Raw genomic sequence first — 20561 nt, 5'->3', positions numbered from 1 at the left:
TCGTGACCGAGATCGACCCGGACGATGATTTCGCCCCTCCGCCCCCGCACCAGCGCTTTCGGAAGATACGAAAAGTCGCCCGGTGGGGGTTCATTTTCATTGCGGTCATTGTGTTGATCGGATTCACCGGCCGGTGGCAGGCTGGGCGGCTCGGGCAGCGTCAGTTGAACGCAACGACCAACCGCCTGGACGCCGAAGACCCCGGTTGGCGCCTCGACGCGATCCTCGCCGAGCGCGCGAAGAATGACGTCAAGGGCGACGACAACGCGGCCGCATTTGTGACCGAGTGCGCGGCCGAGATCCCGCACGAATTTCGCGAGTGGCAGCGGTCCGAGGACGCGAACCGCTGGCGGGTCCACAACACGAGCAACCACCTGCCCCCGCCGGATGCGATTACGAGCGCAGAAACGATCGAACAGATCACGTCCGTCGTCCGCACAAAAGCCCTGATCCTTCGTAACAAGCGCGGCGGGACGTTCCCGCTCACCATCGGAACGGATCCGATCGCCACCCTGCTCCCGCACCTCGATCACGCGCGCCAGGTCGCGTCACTGCTCCAGTACGACGGGCACCTCGCGGCCATACACAAGAAGAACCCGAGCCGCGGGATCTCGTCCGCCCGGGCGACACTGAGTATCGCGCGTGCCGTGGGTGACGAACCCGTCCTGATTTCGCAACTGGTCCGGATCGCGATCGCAAAGGTCGCGTCACAAACGGGAATGCAAGTGCTCGCGTGGAGCGAGCCAACGGACGACCTCACAGAGTTCCAAGCGGAACTACTCACCGAAGCCGACGTTCCCTGGTTCCAGATCGGGATGCGCGGCGAACGAGGAATGATCGACAAGGTTTTTCGGGGACTCGAAGACGGCTCGATCCCGCCAGAAAACGCATTCAAGTACGCCTCGACGAATAGCCCCGGCCCGCAACATTACGCCGCGTTCCACACGTACAAGGCGCTGTTACCGGGCGACCGGGCGAAGTGCCTCCAGATCTGCACCGCGTACTTGGAGGCGTCAAAACTCCCACACCACGAGCAGCTCGCCGCGATCAAACAGATCGAGATCCCGAAGGGCCCGCCCGAAGAGTACCGCTACCTCATCACACGCCTCCTCACCCCGGCGTGCCAAAAAATCGCGGAAGCCGGGTTGCGCAGTCGCGCGGACCTACTTTCCGCTGCTACGTGTGTTGCCTGTGAGCGATTCCGGATCAAGAACGGCCGGTGGCCCAACGACCTCACCGAACTCACCCCGACCTTCTTACCAGCGGTTCCTGTCAGCCCGTTCGACGGTAAACTAATCACCTACCGCGTCTTCCCGGACCGCATCGCGGTATACTGTTTTTGGGCCAACGCTCCGTTCAAAATCGACGCCGAGCACACCGACTTCCAAGGTGGTGGCCCAGGAACCGGGATCGGCTATCGGCTGTGGCTACCCGGCCACCGTGGGCTGCCCGCAGAGGAACCGCACAACCCGTGACCCCCACGGTAACGCTGACCGAACGTCGCCCGCGCGTGGTGCGCCTCCCGCGCGCGGAAATCACTTTCCTACTCGCTCACGCGCGCCACCTCATCGACGTCGTACCCACATTCGAGCGCGGACGGGTCCGGCTCACGCCCCGCGGGTTCGTCGGGTTCCTCACCGGCCCTTCCACGCGATACATCATTCGCCCCAAGATCCCGTGGCCGAACTTGCGGCTCCTGCTCGGTCTTTCTCCCGAAGCCGAAGGTACCACCCACGAACCCGGAACCGACCTGCTGGCCGTGCTCGCGACCGAGTTCGTGGACCAACTCGAAGCGGTAACCCGGCCGGGCTTGGTTGCGGGGTACAGTGAAGTCGAAACCACATCGTCGTTCCTTCGAGGAAAGCTCCGGGCCGCCGAACAGATGCGCGACGCAGCAGCCCGCGCGTTTCCCGACCGCTTCTACATCAACGAACCGGTCTTCGACCTGAACACCCCGTGGAACCAGATACCCAAAGCAACCGCCATCGCGTTACTCGATCGCACAGAATTACCGCTCGCACTTCGACAGCGCATCGAATCTGCTGTTGTGCCGCTCGCCAGCGTTCTTCCCCAACCCGTCACGGAACGCACGTTCGTCCTCGCCCGCGCGGAACCGCGTGCGGAGTCGTATCGACCGCTCCTCAACGTGTGCCGATTGATCCTGAACGGACTCGCGAGCGCCGATCCGCTCGCGCACGCGGGTAGCGCGTTTCTGATCGATCTCGGTCAGGCCTTTGAGCGGTACCTCACTGAAGCGCTCACCCGTGAGTTGGCCCCACACCGCGCGTGGGGCGTCGAGGCACAGCCCGGCTTCACGCTCGGCCCTACGACCCTTGAGCCGGACATCGTGATCTGCAAGCGTCACGTCGCGCGAGTGGTGCTCGACGCGAAGTGGAAGACCACCACGCTCGACGCGAACGACCTCCACCAAGTCCTGGCTTACGCCACCCTCACGGGCGCGGAGCGAGTCGGGTTGGTGTACCCGGGGCACACGGACGCCCGCACCCACTTCACTACCCCCAACGGCCGCGTGCGCGTGTCGCGCTACCGCGTGCGCGTGATCGGGGACGCCGCGGAACTGGCCCATTCGATCGCGAAACTCGCACGCGACTGCCGCCGATCGTAATCACGTTCCGATTTTTTCGCGAGTATTGGATGCACAGGCTCGGCGTGAAGCCCTTGTGAAACTGTTCACGAAGAGGGCTTGTCGGCACTTGCGGTAACGAATTTCCACCGGCTATGATGGGGTAGCGACTGAACCTGTTCGCCCACTCGCGCCTCTCCATCTGACGAGTGGACCGCTCGGTACGTTGCCGACCGGCCGCGCTGTCCCACTGAGAAAGGCCGTTTCGCTATGAATGTCGGCTCCTACTCGGCCCTGGACGCGAGCGTGTTGGTGCTGAACAAGACGTTCATGGCCGTTCACGTGGTCTCCGTCCGCCGAGCGTTCTGCTTGTTGTGCAAGGATCTGGCCGAAGTGGTCAGCATGGAGGACGGGCAGTTCTCGACCTACAACTTCGAGTCGTGGGCCGAGCTGAGCGCCTTCCGCGCCGCCAACTTCCGCCAGGAGGACGACGACTGGATTCGGACCACCAGCTCGGAGCTGTTGTCGCCCCGCGTCATCCGGCTCTTGAGCTACGACAAGATGCCCAAGCAGACGGTGAAGTTCAACCGGCGGAACATCTTCGCCCGGGACCACAACCAGTGCCAGTACTGTGGTAAGCGGTTCCCGACAACGGAACTGTCGCTGGACCACGTTGTGCCCCGGAGCCAGGGCGGTGGGACCACCTGGGACAACATTGTGTGCGCGTGCGTGGACTGCAACGTCCGTAAGGGCGGTCGCACCCCGCGGCAGGCGAACATGACGCTGATCCGCAAGCCGGAGAAGCCGAAGCGCAGCCCGCTGTTGAACCTCAAGCTCACGCAGAAGAAGTACCAGTCGTGGCAGTCGTTCATCGACAACGCCTACTGGAACGTCGAACTGAAGTGAGATCGAGAGGGCACGCCAGCGTCCCCGACAAATTGATTACGGTGAAGCCCGCGCGTCGCATCCGTCGACGCGCGGGCTTCGTTTTTTTCCAAGAGCGTTCGCCTTCCATGCGGAGTGCCTCAAAATCGCCGTGCCGCACGGGTACCAGTTCGGCACTATGATGGGCACCGACGATCCAAAGGAGGCGTTCAATGACAACTGGGATCGCGGACCCGTCACTCCAGAGCGTGCGCGCACTCACGGCCGGTCGATGGGCGCGAGGAGAATCCGACCAGGAACTGCTTGATCGCTTCGTGTGCCAGCACGACGAGGCGGCCTTCGCTCTACTGAAGCGGCACGGCCATATGCTCATATTTCCAGAAAATTTGACCGGCAAGTCGGGGCGAAGATTTTCGGGGGTGTCCCCGCTGACAAAGACGTGTGGGATAAGGGAAGCTGTTGCAATGGGTCCGGGTCGAAAGCGCGCCCTACCTGCCTGGAATGAGGGGGAAATTGGGGTATGTTTCTTAACGAGTGCCCCGGTGTAGGCAAAGCGGAAAACACGAAGATGCCGAGAAAGACGAAAGTGAAGGCTGGGTCGTCCGTCTCCTCTGTGGCTGCCACAGAGGAGACGGACGACCCAGCCACGGGCAGCTTGAAAGACACCACTTCGACCTTCGCCGATAACCTGGGTTTGGCCGTCCACCGCTGGTTCCGTTACTCGGCGGGGTTTTCGGCCCCGTGGGTCAGGGAGGTCATCGAGAGAGAGAAAGCAGCCGGTCGAAGCCGGATTTTCGACCCATTCGCCGGATCGGGAACCGTAGCCCTAGAAGCCGAACGATGCCAAGTTGAAAGTACAGGGATCGAAGCCCACCCGTTCGTTGCCCGCATCGCTCAGGCGAAGTTGAACTGGCGTGCCCCCCCCGAAGCGTTCACCAGGTACGCATTGTCGATCCTGGCTTCGTCCAGGACAGAGAAGGTGCGCCGGAAAGAGTACCCCGCTTTGATGGGGAAGTGTTTCCCGCCTGAGATACTGACCCAGCTTGAAGCGCTTCGTTGCGCCTGGAAGCGGAAGGCCGATGACTCTCCCAACTCGGCTCTTTCATGGCTGGCCTTGTGCGGCATCCTTCGGGAATGCTCGCCGGTCGGAACCGCACAGTGGCAGTATGTTCTTCCAAGCAAGAGCAAAGCCAGGGCGACGAACCCGTTTTCGGCGTTCGAGGCGAAGGTTCGCTTGTTCGCTGCCGACATGACGCTTCTGCAAAATCAGCAACCGGGGCCGCAGGCGAGGTTGTACGCCGACGACGCCAGGAAGTGCGAATCGGTCCCCGACGGGTGGGCCGACCTAGTGATTACGTCACCCCCGTATGCAAACAATTACGACTACGCTGACGCCACTCGGTTGGAGATGACCTTTTTCGGGGAGATCGAAGGTTGGGGGTGTCTACAAGATACCGTTCGCTCCCACTTGGTTCGCTCGTGTACCCAGCACGTGTCTTCGCTCACGAAGCAGATGGACACCTTACTGGATGCGAAGGTGGTTGAGGCGATTTCGACCGAGTTGAAGACCGTCTGCAAAGAGATGGCGACGGTTCGTGACACTCACCGCGGGAAGAAGAACTACCACACGATGGTTGCGGCCTACTTCAAGGACATGGCGGAAGTTTGGCTGGCGCTACGACGGGTCACGGCGAAGGGTTCGCTGGTCTGCTTCGTAGTTGGCGACTCCGCACCGTATGGGGTCTACGTCCCCGTCGACCGCTGGTTGGGAGAACTGGCGTTAGCGGCTGGCTTCAAATCGTTCAGGTTTGAGAAGACACGGGATCGAAACATCAAGTGGAAGAACCGGAAGCATCGGGTTCCGCTGCACGAAGGTCGGCTTTGGGTACAGGGGTAAAACATGGCCGAAGCAGCGGGACACAAATGGGGACAGTTCGTCGGTGAATACTGCGAATCGGCCATCGAGCCGCAATTGCAGGCGTTCGCCGATAAGCACGGCCTGTTCCTGGACAAGAAGGACCCGCGACCGGCACGTTCGGGGAAGAAGCTCCGATGGGTGGATACCTTCGGCAACGGGCACGACCTGGACTACGTTCTTGAACGGGGCGGGACGCCTGAAAAGATCGGAACCCCCATCGCCTTCATTGAGAGTGCGTGGCGGCGGTACACAAAGCACTCAAAGAACAAAGCCCAGGAGATTCAGGGGGCCATCCTGCCCATCGCCGAGAAGCATCGTTTCAGTGCCCCGCTCCTCGGGTGCGTCCTTGCGGGTGACTACACACCCAACGCACTGGCCCAACTTCGGTCCACGGGCTTCAAAGTCCTTTACCTCACTTACGATTCCATCGTCGAAGCGTTCGCCACGGTCGGGATTGATGCCCGCTACGATGAAGCTACGCCCGACAAAGACCACGAAGCCAAGATGCTGAAATGGGCAAGCGTGTCAGCAACGGGTCAGACAGGGGTTTGGAAGAAGTTGATGGAGCTGAACCAGCGCGGCCTTGAAGAATTCATGCTGCATTTGGAGCGGGCCATTGTGCGACAGATCAACGCTATCCGGGTAATCCCGTTGCACGGGTCGGCAAAGGATTGCGTCAGCGTGGCCAGCGCCATCGCCTACGTCGAAAAGTACGACGAGGCAGCCCCGACCGGCCCACTGGTCAAGTACGAAGTCACCATTCGGTACGACAACGGCGACAAGATCGAAGGCCAGTTTCAAGACAGGGCCACCACCATCGAGTTCCTAACGGCCTACCAGTCGGGCAACTGGACGCCAGCGGCAAAAGACCTGGAAGCCGATGTAGAGTAGCGATCCAGAAAATGGAGCGGCAACACGAAAGCCGGGCTGGTCCAGGCTTTTTTCGTGCGCCGACACTTATCGGTGTATGAAGATTTTCATCACCGGGAGGGACGGGCGGTTCGGTGCGAGTATCGCTCCGTGTTCGTTCCAAACATGAACCACGGCCCCAACATCAAAACGCGAACTACCAGCGTCATAAAGCGCTGCGGGCCACGCGCAACGTTGCGCGTGGCCCGCAGCGCTTTATGACGCAAGTCACCTGCTCAAATCCGGTCGAGCGAGTCGAGCCAGTTCAGGAAGTCCTTGAAGGTCGTTTCGTCAAAGTACTCTTTGCCCGATTCCTTCATCTCGCGGAAGATCACCGGGAACCGCTTCTCGGAGAGCAGGTTCTTGTGTTCCACGATCTCCTTGATGAGCGGATCTTTGTCCCCGCCCGAGATGAAGAACGACAGCGGTTGGTTCGCGACGCTGTCCTTGGGCGCGGTGCCGAGCGTCGCGCCCAGCGTGCCGACCCCGCGGAACACGTCGCGCGCGTTGAACCCGACGTAGAACGCCATCTGCCCGCCGCTCGCCATACCGTGGGCCACGACGCGGGTCCGGTCGATCGTGTACTGGCCGAGCACCGTTTTCACGTCTTGCATCACGAGTTCGGTTTCGCTCGCGACCCAACCGTCGGCGCCGTTCGCTTTCGGCCCCATGATGATGAAGTGGTTGTCTTCGGCGAAATCGCGGAACGTCCTGGCCATCTTCTCGCCGTCCTTGCCGCCCTGCCCGGCGGCGTGGAACCAGACGATCAGCCCGTGCGACACGTTCGCGTCGTAGTTGTCGGGAATGTACATCCAGTACTCGCGCCCGAGCGCCGCATTGGTCCGGGTCACGAAGCCCGTTTCAACCTTCGGCTTGTCCTTCTTTTCGTCTTTCTTGTCGTCCTTCTTTTCATCCTGTCCGACGACCGCGCGCACGTCACTCAGACCCTTGGGCGGGAACGGGTCTTTGGGGAACGGATCTTTGGGCGGGTCTTTCGGCTTCGGCTGACCTTCGAGCGCTTTACCCGCAGAGGACGGCAGCGGGAGTTTGTCCGGAACCTCGTCGGGCGTGGGAACGAGCTTCGCCAAAACCGTTTCGACCTTCCCGCCCTCTTTCCGCTTCACCTCGATCTTTACTTCGACGCCCGGGACGAGCGTTTGAATCGCGTTCAGGAACGCGGTGCGGTTCTGAATCGGTTGCGGGTTCAAGCCGAACTTCATGATGCGGTCGCCGACCTTGATCCCGGCGGTTTCGGCCGGGCTTTTCGGGTACACGAAGCGGACCTCGACCCCCGGACCCGGATCGTCTCGCATCGGCAGGATGCCGAGGTACGCACGCACATACGCGGTCGCGATCCCGAGGAGCTTGACCCCCTTAAACTCCATTTCTTTGTCGCCGCGCATCACCTTGAGTGCGACTTCGTCGTTCTCGTAGAGCGGCCCGAGTAGGTGCTGAAGCGCCGAATAGTCTTGAACCTTCTTCCCGTTGAGTTCGACAATCTTATCGTTGACCTGCAGCCCGGCCCGCGCCGCGGCGGAGTCCGGTTGGATCGCACCGACCACGGCCGGGTTGTACACCCCTTCGCCCTTCGGCTGCACACCGAGCAATCCGCGGCGCAAATCCTGGCCGGCTTTCAAGCGCGGGAGCGATTTGAGAATGTCTTCCAGCGGCACCGCGAACCCGATCCCGCCGTCGTACACGTCCACACCGGCCGTCTCGCCCTCAGCCCGGTTCGAGGCCGGTACGACGACACCGTACACGCGCCCCTCGATCGAAACGAGCGGCCCGCCGTAGTTCACGGGCGAGGTCTTCGCGTCGGTCTGGATCGCCTTGCCCCAAATGCGGTTGGTCGCGCTCACGATGCCGACGCTCATCGACGGCGGGTGGTCCACACTGTTGTCGAGCGTGCGGCCCAGCGTCAGCCCCCACTGACCGATTTCGACGTCCTTCTTCGGCACCGCGTCGGGAACGGGCAGGTCTTTCAACTCGACCTTCAGCAGCGTGAGCATGCGCGACTGATCGTTGGCGACGATCTTCGCGACGACACGCTCGCGCCCGGGCACGGTGACGAAGATGTTAGCGGGCTTGTTCGCGAAGTTGAACGCGCTGGAAATAATGTACCCGTCCGGGGAGACGACCAGCCCCGTCGTCGGGCCGACGCCCTTGCGGATGCCCGGCCCCGCACCCTTCTTCTCCGAAACAGTTTCGGCTCCGCCGGCCGTTTCGATCTTCACAATTGACGGGGCGACTTTGGCGGAGGCGGCCTTCATCGCCTTCTCGGTCGCCTCGTTAATGTCCGCCTTCGGTTGGGCGGAGACCGGTGCCGCGAGCAGCGCGACAGCGGCCACCGTACCCCACAGCCGCGCGGTTCGGGATCGTGTGAATGTCATCGGTGAGTTCCGAATAAGAGCGGTCCGTTAATGATTGTGTCGGTCGGAGCGCCGGCTCGAACTGGCGCCCAAAAAGGTCAGTTACTTCTTCGGAGGGGTCGTGACGGTCGGCGGCCCCGGGGGCATCGGCTTACTGGGTTTGGGCGGGTGGGCTCCGAGTTCCACCTCGATGGGCTGGAGCGTCTCCCCGCGCCGTACTTCGAGCCGGATCTTGCTACCGGTCCGCGTGTGCTTCTTGATGAACTCGTCGAACGCCTTGATGCTGACGACCGGTTCGCCGTCGACGAAGCTCACGAGATCGTCGGGCCGCAGCCCCGCCTTGTCCGCGGGCGACCCCGGAACCACGTCCTCAATGAACGCGGGCGTCCGCTCGACCACGTTGGGCACGAAGACGATCCCGTGGTACCCGCCCTGCCCGATCACGTCGGTCCGCTTGACCGGCTTGTACTTCCCCTGCATCGCCAAGCTGACGAACTCGGGCATCGAGATCGTGGTCACCTTCTCGCCCTCAATCTCCTTCCCGTCCTTGTCCTTCGTGATCGTCTTTTCCTTCACATCAACCTTCCCACCGACCGGGATCGCGTAGTTCATCCACGTCTCGGTCAGGGTGTTCTTGATCTCGCGCCCGATGATGCCGAGCAGTTCGCCCTTGCGGTTCAACAGCGCGCCGCCTGCGGCCCCGGGGTTGTTGGTGATCGCGTCCACGACGTACACGTCGCCGGTGTACGGGAACTCGAAGATCCCGCGGCGCCCGGCCATCTTCGTGTATGCGGAGACGACCCCGCGCTGCACGCTGAGCGGCTCGTCGCGGAGCGCGATCTCGAACGTGTTGCTCATGGCCAGGATCCAGTCGCCCGGCGCGGCCGGGGGGCGCTTCGCCGCGGCCTCGAAGTCGAAGTAGTCGAGGTCGAGGCCGGTCGGCTCGTCGAGCTTCTTACCCTCCGGCCGGATCTTGATGAGCGCGACGTCCAGAAACGGTTCGGTCACGATCACCTGCGCCGGGAGGCGCTGGCCGTCGTAGAGGTGGACAACGAGTGCGGTCGTATCGAGCAACTGACTCGCAACCGTGAGAACGTGCCCTTCCTTGCTGATGACGATCCCGGTGCCGTAGTTGTTGATCCGCTGGAACCCGCCGGCCCCGAAGACCTTCACCAGTTTCTTGTTCGCCTTTTCCGCCGTTTCCGCGAACGGATCGGCCGCGGGCGCGAGCGCGGGCGCACCGAGAAGTGCGACCGCGGCGAGGAACACAGAGTATCGCGTGAACATGGTAATTGTGTGTGCCGGGGTGAAGGATCAAAGGCCCGCGCGATCGGGCGCGCGGGCCTCACGGGAACCGGAATTTACTTGCCGCCGAGCGTCCATTTCGCCGGGGTGAGCACCGCGTAGCGCTTGTCCGCGTGGCGCACCTCGATGCGGCCCGGCAACTTGCGCCCGTCCACGTCCTTGTAGTCGGAGAAGTACACCTCGCACGGGTCGGCTTCGGCGTCCTTCGAGTCCTTTGCGATGTACGACTCGAACCCGAGGAGCGTGTTGTCCTTGAGCGAGAAGAACCACTTGCAGTTCACCGAGCCGTGCTTGCTCACGATCACCGCACAGTCCACGCGGAGTGACGCGAGCGACTTGGGGGCCGAGCCGTCGGCCGGGTACGGGTAAAACGGCTCGTTGCCGCCGTGGGCGAAACCGCCCTCGAAGCCCTTCTCGCCAACGGTGAGGAACCGGTGGTACTGGTACAGTGCCGCCATCAACCCGCCGCTACCGAGCGGCTGCTTCTGGAGCCCGATGTCCGACTGCTTGAGCGGTTCGAGCGAAGTCTCGACGTTCATCTTCAGCGTGACCCGCGCCGAGTCCTTGTTTTCGGCGACCTCGGCCCGCATCGCGCCCTCGCGGTCGGCCATTTTGTAAGAACCTTCGATCGTCCAGGAGCCCGCGACGTTCGAGAAGTCCCCGTGCTTCTTGAACTCGGCGAGCAACTTGTTGCGCTCGAGGGTGTTGAAGTACCAGTTCGAGTACCCCTTCTTCTCCTCGAACATTTTGGCGACCTCACCGGACGGCTTCGGCGCCGGGGCCGAGGGAGGCGGTTGGGGCGGCCCTTCGCCGGGTACCGGCGGCTTCTCCCGCTCCTTTTCCATGTTCCCCATCAACCGGACCAGCAGCTCCTTCTGCTCGTTCGCCCGGCGGATCTTGAGCGGCAGGCGCCAGTCCTTGGGATAAATTCCCAGCGCGTTCTTGTACTGGTTCGTGCTCGTCATCGCGCGCCCGGCGAATTCCAGCAACTGGTCGTTGTTCTCCAGCCCGCGCCGAAAGGCGTCGCTCTCGTCCAGGATCTGCTTCACGACGATCTGCGCCAGTGCCGCGTCCTCGGACTTGCTCGCGACGAACGCCCCGAGCGTCGCGTGGTCGGTGTCGATCCCGGCCCGCAAGTGGCCCATGAAGTTCTTGATCTGGTTGATCGAGATCGCGTACCCGACGCCCGAGTTCACGCGCCCGCGCTTCTCGAACGAACCCCGCCCGTTGATCCCGATCAGTTCGCCCTGCATGTTGAACAGCGGGCCGCCCGAGTTCCCGGGGTTGATCGAGGTCTCGATCTGGATGCAGTCCGTGTACTCCAGCAGCCCCTTCCCTTCGGGCGGCTGGTAGCGGTTCACCCCGCTGACGAGACCGTAAGTGACGGTCGGGGTGAAGTCCATCGCCAGTGAGAACGGGTTGCCCATCGCTAGCGACCAGTCCCCGCCGCGCACCTTGTCGCTGTCCCCGAGTTTCACGAACGGGAACGGCTTGCCCTTCTCCTTCGGGAGCATGCGGATCAGAGCCACGTCGCCGACCTTGTCGATGCCGCACACGACCGCGTCGTAGAGCACGCCGTCGGCCAGTCCCGCCTTCGGGAGCGGGCCGGTTGCCTGGACGACGTGGAAGTTGGTCAGTGCGTACCCCTCGGCGTCGATGAGCACGCCGGACCCGCACCCCTCGCCGTTGGGCATGCACACCGCGACCACGGCCGGGTGAACCTTCTTGATCGCGGCGATGCGCTGGGTCTGGGCGTCGAGTACAGCCTTGTCCACGTCGAGCGGGGCCGCGGGCGCCACCGGCACCAACAGGCCCGCGGACGCGACGACCGCACACGCGGCCACCGCCAACAAACGGGACGGTCGAGGGAATCGGCTCATGGTGAAGCCCCGAAAGGTGTGCGAATTGAGCGGGCCGCCCCAAGAGGCGAGTGCGACAGCCCACCCATAATTGATGATCTCAGTATCTAACCGTGCCCACGCGCGGCGTCACTTCTGGACGCGGGCCTCGGCCAGCGTGACGTAGTTCCCGTTGAACGGTGTGTCCGCTTCGACGATGACGCGCAGTTGCTTGACGCCCTTCACGGCCAGAACTAACCCCTTTGGCTTGTCCTTCCGCTTCAGTTCTTGCGTGAACACGACCTGACCGTCGGCCTCGATCGTGACCCGCGCGGCGCTCGTCGCGTTCGCGCCGTTCTCGTCGATCCCCACGGTCGCTTTGAACTGCGTGTAGTCGCCACCGAGGTTGAACGTCGCAACCGTATCGGGGGCCATGCAGACGCCCTTCGGGAACGTCTGGTTCTCCAATTTGATCGGTTCGTTCGAGAGCGAGCGGTCCTTGAGGTACGCCGCGTTGGGGTTGAGGCGCTTCTCGATGGCCGGGATCTCGGGGAGTTCGAGTTGCGGGTCGAGGTCCGACAGGTAAGCCACGTTCCCGAGTGCGTAGTCGAGCTTCACGAGCGCCGCGGTGGAGGCGTATTTGACCGTGACCCCCGCGACCGTCTTGACGGCAACGCCCGTGTCCGAGATCGCGATCTCGGTCGCCGTGAGCGCGTTACCGAACACGTCCGTCACCTTGCACAGCGTCGGCGCGATGGTCGGCGGCTGCGGTTGGTAGAACACGAGGCCCGCCGAACGCGACAGTTGCAGGTCGTCCTTCCCGCCGGCCTCTTTCTCGAAGTTCACAACGGCCCGGCCCCGGTCGTCGACCGCGCCGCCGAGGACCGTGCCCTGGATGTACGTGAAACCGGTTTCTTGCGCGATCACGTACAGGTCGCGCTTACCGCGCGTCGTCAGGAGTTTCTTCCACGAGTCGCGCACCTTCGGGTCGTCGGCCCGCTTCATCGCGGAGAAGACCGCGCCCATCGGGAGATCGAGCTTCGGGAGCGGAACGCCCTGCGGACCGGGAATCAGGTCGGCCTCGACCTGCTTGCCCTTCAGCGCGAACTTCACGACCCGGAACGTCGACCCGTCCGTCAGTTCGATCTCGGAGTAGGTGCTCACGTCCTTCGGGATCGGAGCGACCTTGTTCCCCAAATCGACCACCACGATGTCGCGCGCCGGGATCTGGGCCTTGCTCTCGCCCACTGCGAACATAACGCCCTGGGCGTCCACGCTCACGAGTTTGCCGTTGAGCTTCTTGCCGGCACTGGTGGTCACGTCGTCGCCGATCGCGCCAGACGCACTCACGGCCAAAACCAAAAGCCCGGTGACGAGCACCGCGGCGCGGCGGGGGAATCGCATGGTTGAGTTCCTCGCGCTGAAGATCGACTCGAAAGCGCGGCCGGCAAAATCACCGCCCTGAACAGAGAGGCGGTGGCCGATTTCGGTCGGCCACCGCCTAGATTACACCGTCAGTGCGCGCCGACCAATCACTTCTTGTAGCCGTGGATCTTGTCCAGGGACTCGAAGTAGTTCTTGATCATCGGCTCGAACTTGGCCGGCAGGTCGCGGGTGATGTCCTGGACGACCTTGGCCCGTTGCGCGGCCGGCAGGGTGCCCCACTGTTCGGCGATCTTGCGCAGTTCCTGGTCGGTAACCTTACCCGGACCGCTGCCGCCCATGATCTTGCTGTCGGCGGCCGGCTTGCTCGGGTTCAGGTTGTTACCGCTCCCGTTGCCGTTCCCCTGGCCACCACCGGGGCAGTTGCCACCGTTGCAGTTACCGCCCTTGCACTGGGATTCGAGTTCCTTGATGATCTCGTCGAGGCGGAACACGATCTTCTTTTGGATGTCCTGGGTCTTCTCGCCGCCGCGGGCGAGGTCGAGCCGGCGCCCGCTGTTGTCCATCAGGCGGCCGATGTTCGAGAGATCCTTCGGGTCGCTGGCCCAGTTCTGCATTTCAAAGAACATGAGGGTGGCGACGATCTTGTAGCGGTCCGGGGCGTCTGCCACGTCATCAAGGAGCTTGACGATCGAGCTGATCGCCGCTTCCTTGTCGCCGGTTTTCATCGCGGTCCCGTGGTGGGAAACCGCCTTGAAGAAGTACAAGCTGGCCGGGTCGACCGCGACGTCCGGGTTCACGCCCTTGAGCGCGTCGATGGCCTCTTCGTACACCTTCTTGCTGGCCGCGGCCTTCGCGAACGCCAGCGCGACGTTGGTGCGGAAGAAGGTGTCCTGCTTGTCGTCCTTCAGGATGCCCGGGACGGCGTCCGGCGCCACGGCGTCTTGCTTGCGCACGTTGGCGAGCATCGCGGCGACTTCGGAGTTGCCCAGAGCGAGGGAGTCGGCGGTGCGATCAAGAACGGTCCGCTTCTCGTCGGCCCAAACCTTGTCGAAGGCCGCCTGATCGAACTGGCCGACCGACTTCAACCACGCTTCGCACTTGGCTTTAGCGGATTCGGGGGTTGCTGCTTTGAGCGTGCTGAACCCGAACGTCGGCTTCTTGGCCGGTTCGGCAGCGAACGCCGGGGTGACGGTGACGGCCAGTCCCGCGGAGACCGCGGCGGCCGCAAACAGCTGGCGAATCTTCACGGCAAAACTCCTGGGGGTTAATGCGTTCCGAAACGGAGAGTTTTTGTGACGTTTGTGGACACGCGGCGGCCATCCCTGAGCAGTAGACGACCACCGCACGTTTTTTTCACACCTGAAGCTTAGCTTTTCTCGGGAACCGACACAACAAATTCCGTGCCGGCCGCCCGACTTCCTCATTTTTAGCTCACTGATTTTCCTTTGTGGCGATCTTGTGCAGCATCTCCTGCAGCACTTTTTGACGCGCCGCGAGCTGGTTCAGTTCGGCCTGAATCAGAGCATCCTTGGCCTGTTCACCCGGGTCTTGCTTGTTGTACATGACGGTCCGCTTGTTCACTTGCTCTTGCAGGGACCGCACCAGTTTGAGTTCGGCGAGCAGTTCCAGCAGTTTGTTGTCCGGCTTCTTCGCGTTCGGGTCGTTGGGCTTCGGCTCGCTCGGCTTGTTTTCGAGGTCTTGCCGGGCCTTTTTGAGCGCCTCTTTCATCATCTTGAGCTGCTCGATGATGTCCGACTCGATCTGCTGCGTGTCCGCACCCACACGGGCCTCGTTCAGGCGCTTCTGAACGGACTCCATATCGCCCTTGACTTCCTTCAGCACACCCGCGAACACGACCGCACTGCCCTCGCCCTCCATCAGTTTGAGCGTGGCCTCGGCGATCCCGACGATCTGGCTCTCCTTGTCGGCCTGGGTCTGGCTCTTCTGGATCTCCGCGATCGCCGGTTTGCCGCCGAGCGACTGAACGGTCTTGTCAATGTTCTCGGTATCGACCTTCACTTCCGCCTGGAGCTTGAGCATCAGAGTGACGCGCTGTTCGAGGTTCGCGAGGAGTTTGGCCAGTTCCTTCTCGCGGAGTTGCTTCAGGCGCGCTTCGAGATCCTTGAGCGCCTCTTCCAGTTTCTTGATCGCCTCGTCCTGCTTCTTGGTAGCCGGCGTCTTTTCGTTCTTCTTGATGTCCTCTTCCGCGCCCTGCTGTTGTGGGACGGCTTCTTGCACGTTCTGGGCCGCGGGATCCTTCTTGCCGCCCTGTTGCGGGGGTGGGCTGCCGCCCGACGGAGAACCGCCACTCTTGGACCCGCCGGGGCTGGGTTGCCCCATGCCCATGCCGCCCATGCCCTCACCACCCATCGGCTTGCCCTCGCCGCCCGGCTGACCGGCCGACGGCTTGCTCTCGGCTTTGCCCGCGCCCTGGGCCTTGCTCTCGCCACTCATCGGCTTGGGTTCACCGGCCATCGGGTCCATCGGCTTGGACTCGCCGTTCGGCTTGGCCTCGCCGCCCTTCGGGTCCATCGGGGCCGGCTTGTCGCCGCCCGCCATCGGCATCCCCATGCCGCCCATCGGCTTGGACTCGCTCCCGCCCTTCGGGTCCATCGGGGCGCCGCCCATACCCTCCTTGTTGTCGCTCTTGTTTTCCTTGGTATCGGGCTTGTTCTCGGCGGTGTTCTCGCCCGGCTTCGGTTCGGCCTTGTTCTCGGACTTCGCGTCCTGCTTGTCGCCCGCGTTCGGGGTGCCCTTAGCGTTCGGGTCGGCCGCCTTCGCGAGCTTGTTGGCCAGATCCTGCGTCGACTTCGCGAGATCCTTCTGGTCTTTCGAGAGCTTGTCGTTGTCGCTCTTCGGGTTGAAGGTCCGCGCGAGCAGGTTCTCCTGTTTGGTCTTGATTTCACGGATCGCTTTAATGGCCTCTTCGAGTTTCCGAATCTGCTCCTTGAGCCGGGCCGTTTCGTCGTCGGTTTGGAGGAGTTCGAGGATCTCGTTCAGCGCGGCGATCAGTTGCTTGTCCTTGCCGAGGAGCGAGTCAAATTCGCTGCCCCCGAGGTTCTTGCCATTGAGTCCCTCGATCAGCTCCTTGAACAGCTTCTCGACGCCGCGCTCTTCGGCCAACTTCAGCACGGCGCGGAGCGACTTGGCACGGTCCTTGTCTTCGGGACTGTCGCTCTTTTCCCACTTCTGAGCGAGACGCAACACCTGGTCTCTGAACGTCTTGTAGAATTTCAGATTCTCTTCTTGGCTCCGTTTCACCCCGGTCCCAGAGTCGGGCGTCGGAGGGGTCGGCTGGGCGGTGAGGAACGAGGTGAGCACGAACAGACCGACCGTTGCCGCGAAAGTTAACGGCAGGAACGTCGGCAACCGGCGGAACATGGGAAGCCTCCCTCCGAAGGGGCAGCGCGGAAAGTCCGCGCCACCGAGTGTTCATTCGTCTGCCATTGTGACGACCTGCGAAAAGGCCGCCAACAGCCTACGGGGGAAAAACCGCGAGCGATCGAGCAGATGTTACAGTCCGTTACGAACCCGATTCCGGGCTGCCCAAAATTGCGCTGCGAGGCGTTTACTTATGGGCACAATCGCTACTTAACTTAGCAGCGCCGAACTTACTCCACAGTGACTTTAACTTCGACTGCGTTACCCATAACCAGTTGGAAAGTCACAGCCAACCACCCCGTTTTGTCGCCCCACTTGTGGGTGTCATAACTTCCGCGTCGAGAGACAGTAAACAGTGCAGTTGCGGGTTGCCCCGCAACTGGCAATCAAACTGCTATATAGCGGACCACCGCCCCCGCGTTACTTGACGCTTACGGTCACTTCAACGGGGTCACCCACCGCCGGGCTCAGCGTGATCTTGTACGTTCCTTCTTTCCCCCCGGCTTTGACCTCGTACTCGAACCGGAACTGATTCGCCTCGAAATTGAGTTTCAGTTCCGCGGGCACGATGATGGACGGGTCGGACGCCGTCACCTTGACCGTGAGATCGTCCTCCTTGTACTTCGCCCAGTTAATCGTGTGGCTCAGTTTCTTCGCTTCGTTCTTCGCGAGCGCGACCGCACCAATCGGCCCGAGCTTCGGTTTGTCGCTCAGGAGCGTGTCCAAAAACACTTTCTGTAGTTTTTCAATTTGCGCCTGCACCAAAACCTGATCATCCTTAATTTTCTTAATCGACTTAATCAAGAACTCTTTGTTCTGAGACTCCCCAATTTCTTTGCGGATCTCCGCGAGCAGTTGCTCGAGCGCCCACAGCGATTGTTCAGCGTCGCTCACGGCGGCGAGAGGCGCCCAGCGCCCGGTGTTCAGAACGTTCTGGACGTTGTTCATCAGGTTTAGCGTCTTGGGGAACGCGACCGACGCCTGTGGGTCTTCGCTCAGGATGCCCTCGAGCCGCCCACAGTACCGCAGGTAATTGTTCGTCGTCACCTCGATGACACGGTTCACCTGGCACTCGCGGTGAATCCGGGTGAACTCACGGAGCACCGTCGAAACGATGTCGCGGGCCTTCTCGATGTCCTGGAAGATGTCTTGGTGGCGCACCTTGACCGCGTCCACTTGTTCCGGGGTCTCGTCCTTGAAGCCGTTCGAGTTGCGGACGAAGTCGTACTTGCGCTTGGCCGCGGCGAGCTTCACGAGCGCCTCGTCCAGGCGCGTCCCGAGCTGTTCCTCTTCCTTGCTGATTTCCAGGAGCAGATCGCCCTCGGACACGATCCGCAACCGGATCGGCTCGCTACTGCGGGTGACGCGCGGCCCACCGTCCGCGTCGGCGTTGTTGTCCGTGGCCTGGATGTACAGGTCCATGCGGTACGTCGGCTGGACCTCACCGGGCGGGGCCTGAATATTAAGCTCCTTCAGGTCGAAAATGTCGTCCGCGCTCTTCAGTTCGACCTTGAGGACCGCCTCGGGGTTCGCCTCGTTCGCGGTGGGCGTTCTAAGGAGCGCGTCGACGCGCTCCTTAACCTCGCGCCGGAGCTTGTTGTCCTGCCGGATGAACTCCCCGACGTGGGCCGACGCACTGAGTCGCTCGCCCGCCGTATCGAGCTGGCGGAAGTTGTCCGCGTGGAGGCGCGGGAGCAGCAGCGCGGGGAGGTACCGCGGGCCGGCCCCGGGAGCGTCGAGCAGCGAGCGCAGCGCGTACTTCGTGCGCACCCCGCGGACCACGTCGGAGTCTTCCGCGTAGTAGTTGAACTGGAACTCGACCTTGCTCAGCCCGTGGTCGTCCTTGATGAAACTGTCCGGGTTGAACGGGATCCGGGCCACCGGGGTAACGAGGTACACGTTGCCCGATTTGCGGATCACGTCCACCCCCGCTTCCACGACCGGGGGCTGGTCCTGGGTGACCTGGATCAGGATCGACCGCGTCGTGCTCACGTTGTACTTGTTCGTGAACGTCACCTTGAACTCGACCGGGTCTTTGAGCCGGAAGTCGACGTTCGGGCGGGCGTCCTTGTCCGGGTACATGCCCTTGAGAACGGATACGGCCGCCTGGGAGAACGGCCCCATGTCGTCCCCCGCGTTGCGGAACATGATGCTGAACCCCTTGCCGCCCTCGGTTACCTGGAGCGGCACGGGCGTTTGGGTCATCTTCCCGTCGTCCCCGAACGTCGCGCCCGGGAACTTCCCGACGACCGGGACCGCGACCGCGGACACGATCGCGTCGTTGTCCGACAGTTCACCCTTGTCGTCGGTGTACGCATCCGCCACGAGCAGCACCTGCGAACCGGCGGGCACCACGAACACGGACCGCTCGCCGGTGAGCGAAATGTTCTTTTCGACCACCACCTGGCGCTTGCCCTTCAGGTAGTCGAAACTCACCTCGCGGGGCGGGGCGTGGTGCAGGTACGCGGGCTCCTCCTGGATGCGGTACAACCGCTTGAGCGTGGGGGGCGGGATGAGCCGGATGCGGCGCTCCCGGGTCACGAAGTCGTCGGCCTTCACCACGAACTCGACGTCCTCCTTCAGCCCGCCGACCTCACCGGAAAACTCGTTGTTCTGCTTCGGTGTGAGGGTGCCGCCGCCGCGGAACTTGGCCCCGGCGTACTTGAACGACACCTCGACCGGCACCTCGACCTTGAACGTCTGCCCGTTCTCGTCGCGCTCCGGGGTGCCGTCCTTGTCGGTCTTGGTCACCCAGCGGGTCAGTTCGAGCTTGCGCAGCGTGCGCCCCATACTGGGCTCGTCCGCTTTCGCACCCAGGGCCTTGAACACCTCCTGGACCTCGGTGAACTTCTCGCCCAAGTTCTTCCGCAAGGAGGCGCGGTAGGCCGCGGCCTCGGGCGGGAGCGATTCGTCGGGCGCGTCGGCCGGAACGAACACCCGGCGCTCGACGGAATCGACGGTCCACTCGGACGCGCCCTTCGGCAAACTGCCCGCCGGCTCGTCCGCAAAGCGGAGGGCTTCAAATTCGAGTTCGGGTGCCTTCCGCCCGACCAGGCCCTCGGTCACGTCGGACCAGAGCATCGGGCGCCAGCCCTCGCGCGCCCCGGGATCTGCGACGACCCATTTGTAGGCGCGAACGGTCACGGGCACCGTCGCCACGTCGCGGCTCACGGTCGCCTCGCCCTCGGGGAACCCGACGAGTTCGAGGTACGCCCGGCGCGGCCAGGGCGTGTTCGCGAGGGCCACGTTGCGCTCGAGGAAGATCCCGGTGACGTGGGCGAACTTCCACCCGAACCGGTACGGGCTGACGCTCTTAGTCGCGACGGCGTGGCTCGCGAACGCGACCGCCACCGTGCCGACGAGCAGCCCAAGGGCCAGGAACCCCATCACCCACAGGCGCCGCCAGTCGAACACCTCTTTGACGGGCACCTGACCGACCCGCTCCCGGGCCTCGGCGATCGTGACCCGGATCATCTCTTTCGAGTACCCGAACTTCCCCATCGACTCGACGTCCGCCATTTCGACGGCGGTGATGAGCCGGTCGCCGAGCAACTTCGGGAACTTGCGCTCCAGGACCAGTGCGAGCGCGGGGTACGAGAACTCTTTCGTCAGCCGGGTAACGATCCGGAACACGAGGAACGCCGCGAACAGCGCGAGCGCGGTAACGAGCGCGAGCGTTCGGATTCCGCGGGAGGCGTCGAGCGCCCAGTCCCAGCCCGAGACCTTGAACAGCACGAAATCGAGGACCAGCCCGAGAACGAACCAGGCGGCCACGAACAGGAACGCGGAAATCGCGCCCTCGATGAGAATGTAGCGCCGGATCGTGCCGCGGAGCCGGTCGAGCGGGTGGTACACCTGGGGGTCGCGCGCCTGACCGGCGCTGTCCGACCGGCGGGTCTCTTCTACGGTTGCCATATCGTCGTCACCCAGTGTCTGTTGATCGTGTTGTACGGGTTGGTAGCCGGCGGCGCGGTTCACCTCTCTGA

Annotated in this window: 12 protein-coding genes; 5 read left to right on the top strand and 7 right to left on the bottom strand. The window is 62.9% G+C overall.

The genetic code is table 11. The features are described 5' to 3' along the window. The first annotated feature begins 2 nt into the window (after positions 1-2). The 5 genes from VT84_RS39660 (at position 3) to VT84_RS18325 (ending at position 6278) form a co-directional block, all read left to right on the top strand. The gene (locus tag VT84_RS39660; RefSeq protein WP_162271764.1) at positions 3-1475 is read left to right on the top strand and encodes a hypothetical protein; all 1473 of its coding nucleotides are present in this window, start codon (positions 3-5) and stop codon (positions 1473-1475) included. Beyond that, positions 1472-2626, top strand: a complete 1155-nt coding sequence (locus VT84_RS18340; protein WP_162271763.1) for an McrC family protein — start codon at positions 1472-1474, stop codon at positions 2624-2626. The genes VT84_RS39660 and VT84_RS18340 overlap by 4 nt, the downstream gene beginning before the upstream one ends. Positions 2627-2854: 228 nt before the next feature. Further along, positions 2855-3490: an HNH endonuclease gene (locus VT84_RS18335; protein WP_052554288.1), complete on the top strand. Its 636-nt coding sequence runs from the start codon at positions 2855-2857 to the stop codon at positions 3488-3490. 499 nt (positions 3491-3989) lie between these two features. Further along, on the top strand, positions 3990-5366 hold the full coding sequence (locus tag VT84_RS18330) for a hypothetical protein (RefSeq protein ID WP_204249790.1): 1377 nt from the start codon (positions 3990-3992) through the stop codon (positions 5364-5366). Between the two features lie 3 nt (positions 5367-5369). Continuing rightward, entirely contained in the window at positions 5370-6278 is a 909-nt protein-coding gene (locus VT84_RS18325; protein ID WP_082840524.1) for a hypothetical protein, read from the top strand. A gap of 254 nt (positions 6279-6532) precedes the next feature. On the opposite strand, the gene VT84_RS18320 is transcribed toward VT84_RS18325, so the two are convergent. The 7 genes from VT84_RS18320 to VT84_RS18290 form a co-directional block, all read right to left on the bottom strand. After that, positions 6533-8686 carry a PDZ domain-containing protein gene (locus VT84_RS18320; RefSeq protein ID WP_082840523.1) on the bottom strand — a complete coding sequence of 718 codons (2154 nt, stop codon included), beginning with the start codon at positions 8684-8686 and terminating at the stop codon, positions 6533-6535. A gap of 81 nt (positions 8687-8767) precedes the next feature. Beyond that, the gene (locus VT84_RS18315) at positions 8768-9952 is read right to left on the bottom strand and encodes a S1C family serine protease (protein ID WP_082840522.1); all 1185 of its coding nucleotides are present in this window, start codon (positions 9950-9952) and stop codon (positions 8768-8770) included. A gap of 74 nt (positions 9953-10026) precedes the next feature. Further along, the gene (locus VT84_RS18310; protein ID WP_082840521.1) at positions 10027-11850 is read right to left on the bottom strand and encodes a S1C family serine protease; all 1824 of its coding nucleotides are present in this window, start codon (positions 11848-11850) and stop codon (positions 10027-10029) included. A gap of 108 nt (positions 11851-11958) precedes the next feature. Then, complete coding sequence (locus VT84_RS18305) at positions 11959-13212, bottom strand: NPCBM/NEW2 domain-containing protein (RefSeq protein WP_082840520.1); 1254 nt, start codon at positions 13210-13212, stop codon at positions 11959-11961. A gap of 128 nt (positions 13213-13340) precedes the next feature. Then, positions 13341-14441, bottom strand: coding sequence for a hypothetical protein (locus tag VT84_RS18300; protein ID WP_052554276.1), 1101 nt, complete (start codon positions 14439-14441; stop codon positions 13341-13343). 184 nt (positions 14442-14625) lie between these two features. Next, a complete protein-coding gene (locus tag VT84_RS18295; RefSeq protein WP_052554274.1) occupies positions 14626-16575 on the bottom strand; it encodes a hypothetical protein in 1950 nt (649 codons plus the stop codon). Positions 16576-16995: 420 nt separating this feature from the next. Further along, on the bottom strand, positions 16996-20490 hold the full coding sequence (locus VT84_RS18290) for a hypothetical protein (RefSeq protein ID WP_157469608.1): 3495 nt from the start codon (positions 20488-20490) through the stop codon (positions 16996-16998). Positions 20491-20561: the final 71 nt, after the last annotated feature.

This window comes from Gemmata sp. SH-PL17, from assembly GCF_001610855.1.
In the GTDB taxonomy this organism is placed as follows: domain Bacteria; phylum Planctomycetota; class Planctomycetia; order Gemmatales; family Gemmataceae; genus Gemmata; species Gemmata massiliana.
Note: the sequence above shows the minus strand (reverse complement) of the source record. Positions and strands in the feature narration are given on the sequence as shown.

What these genes read in the sequence shown, in the direction of transcription:
- VT84_RS18335 (WP_052554288.1), top strand. Translation starts at nt 2,855, where the DNA reads ATGAATGTCGGCTCCTACTCGGCCCTGGACGCGAGCGTGTTGGTGCTG.
- VT84_RS18330 (WP_204249790.1), top strand. Translation starts at nt 3,990, where the DNA reads ATGTTTCTTAACGAGTGCCCCGGTGTAGGCAAAGCGGAAAACACGAAG.
- VT84_RS18325 (WP_082840524.1), top strand. Translation starts at nt 5,370, where the DNA reads ATGGCCGAAGCAGCGGGACACAAATGGGGACAGTTCGTCGGTGAATAC.
- VT84_RS18320 (WP_082840523.1), bottom strand. Translation starts at nt 8,686, where the DNA reads ATGACATTCACACGATCCCGAACCGCGCGGCTGTGGGGTACGGTGGCC.
- VT84_RS18315 (WP_082840522.1), bottom strand. Translation starts at nt 9,952, where the DNA reads ATGTTCACGCGATACTCTGTGTTCCTCGCCGCGGTCGCACTTCTCGGT.
- VT84_RS18310 (WP_082840521.1), bottom strand. Translation starts at nt 11,850, where the DNA reads ATGAGCCGATTCCCTCGACCGTCCCGTTTGTTGGCGGTGGCCGCGTGT.
- VT84_RS18305 (WP_082840520.1), bottom strand. Translation starts at nt 13,212, where the DNA reads ATGCGATTCCCCCGCCGCGCCGCGGTGCTCGTCACCGGGCTTTTGGTT.
- VT84_RS18295 (WP_052554274.1), bottom strand. Translation starts at nt 16,575, where the DNA reads ATGTTCCGCCGGTTGCCGACGTTCCTGCCGTTAACTTTCGCGGCAACG.
- VT84_RS18290 (WP_157469608.1), bottom strand. Translation starts at nt 20,490, where the DNA reads ATGGCAACCGTAGAAGAGACCCGCCGGTCGGACAGCGCCGGTCAGGCG.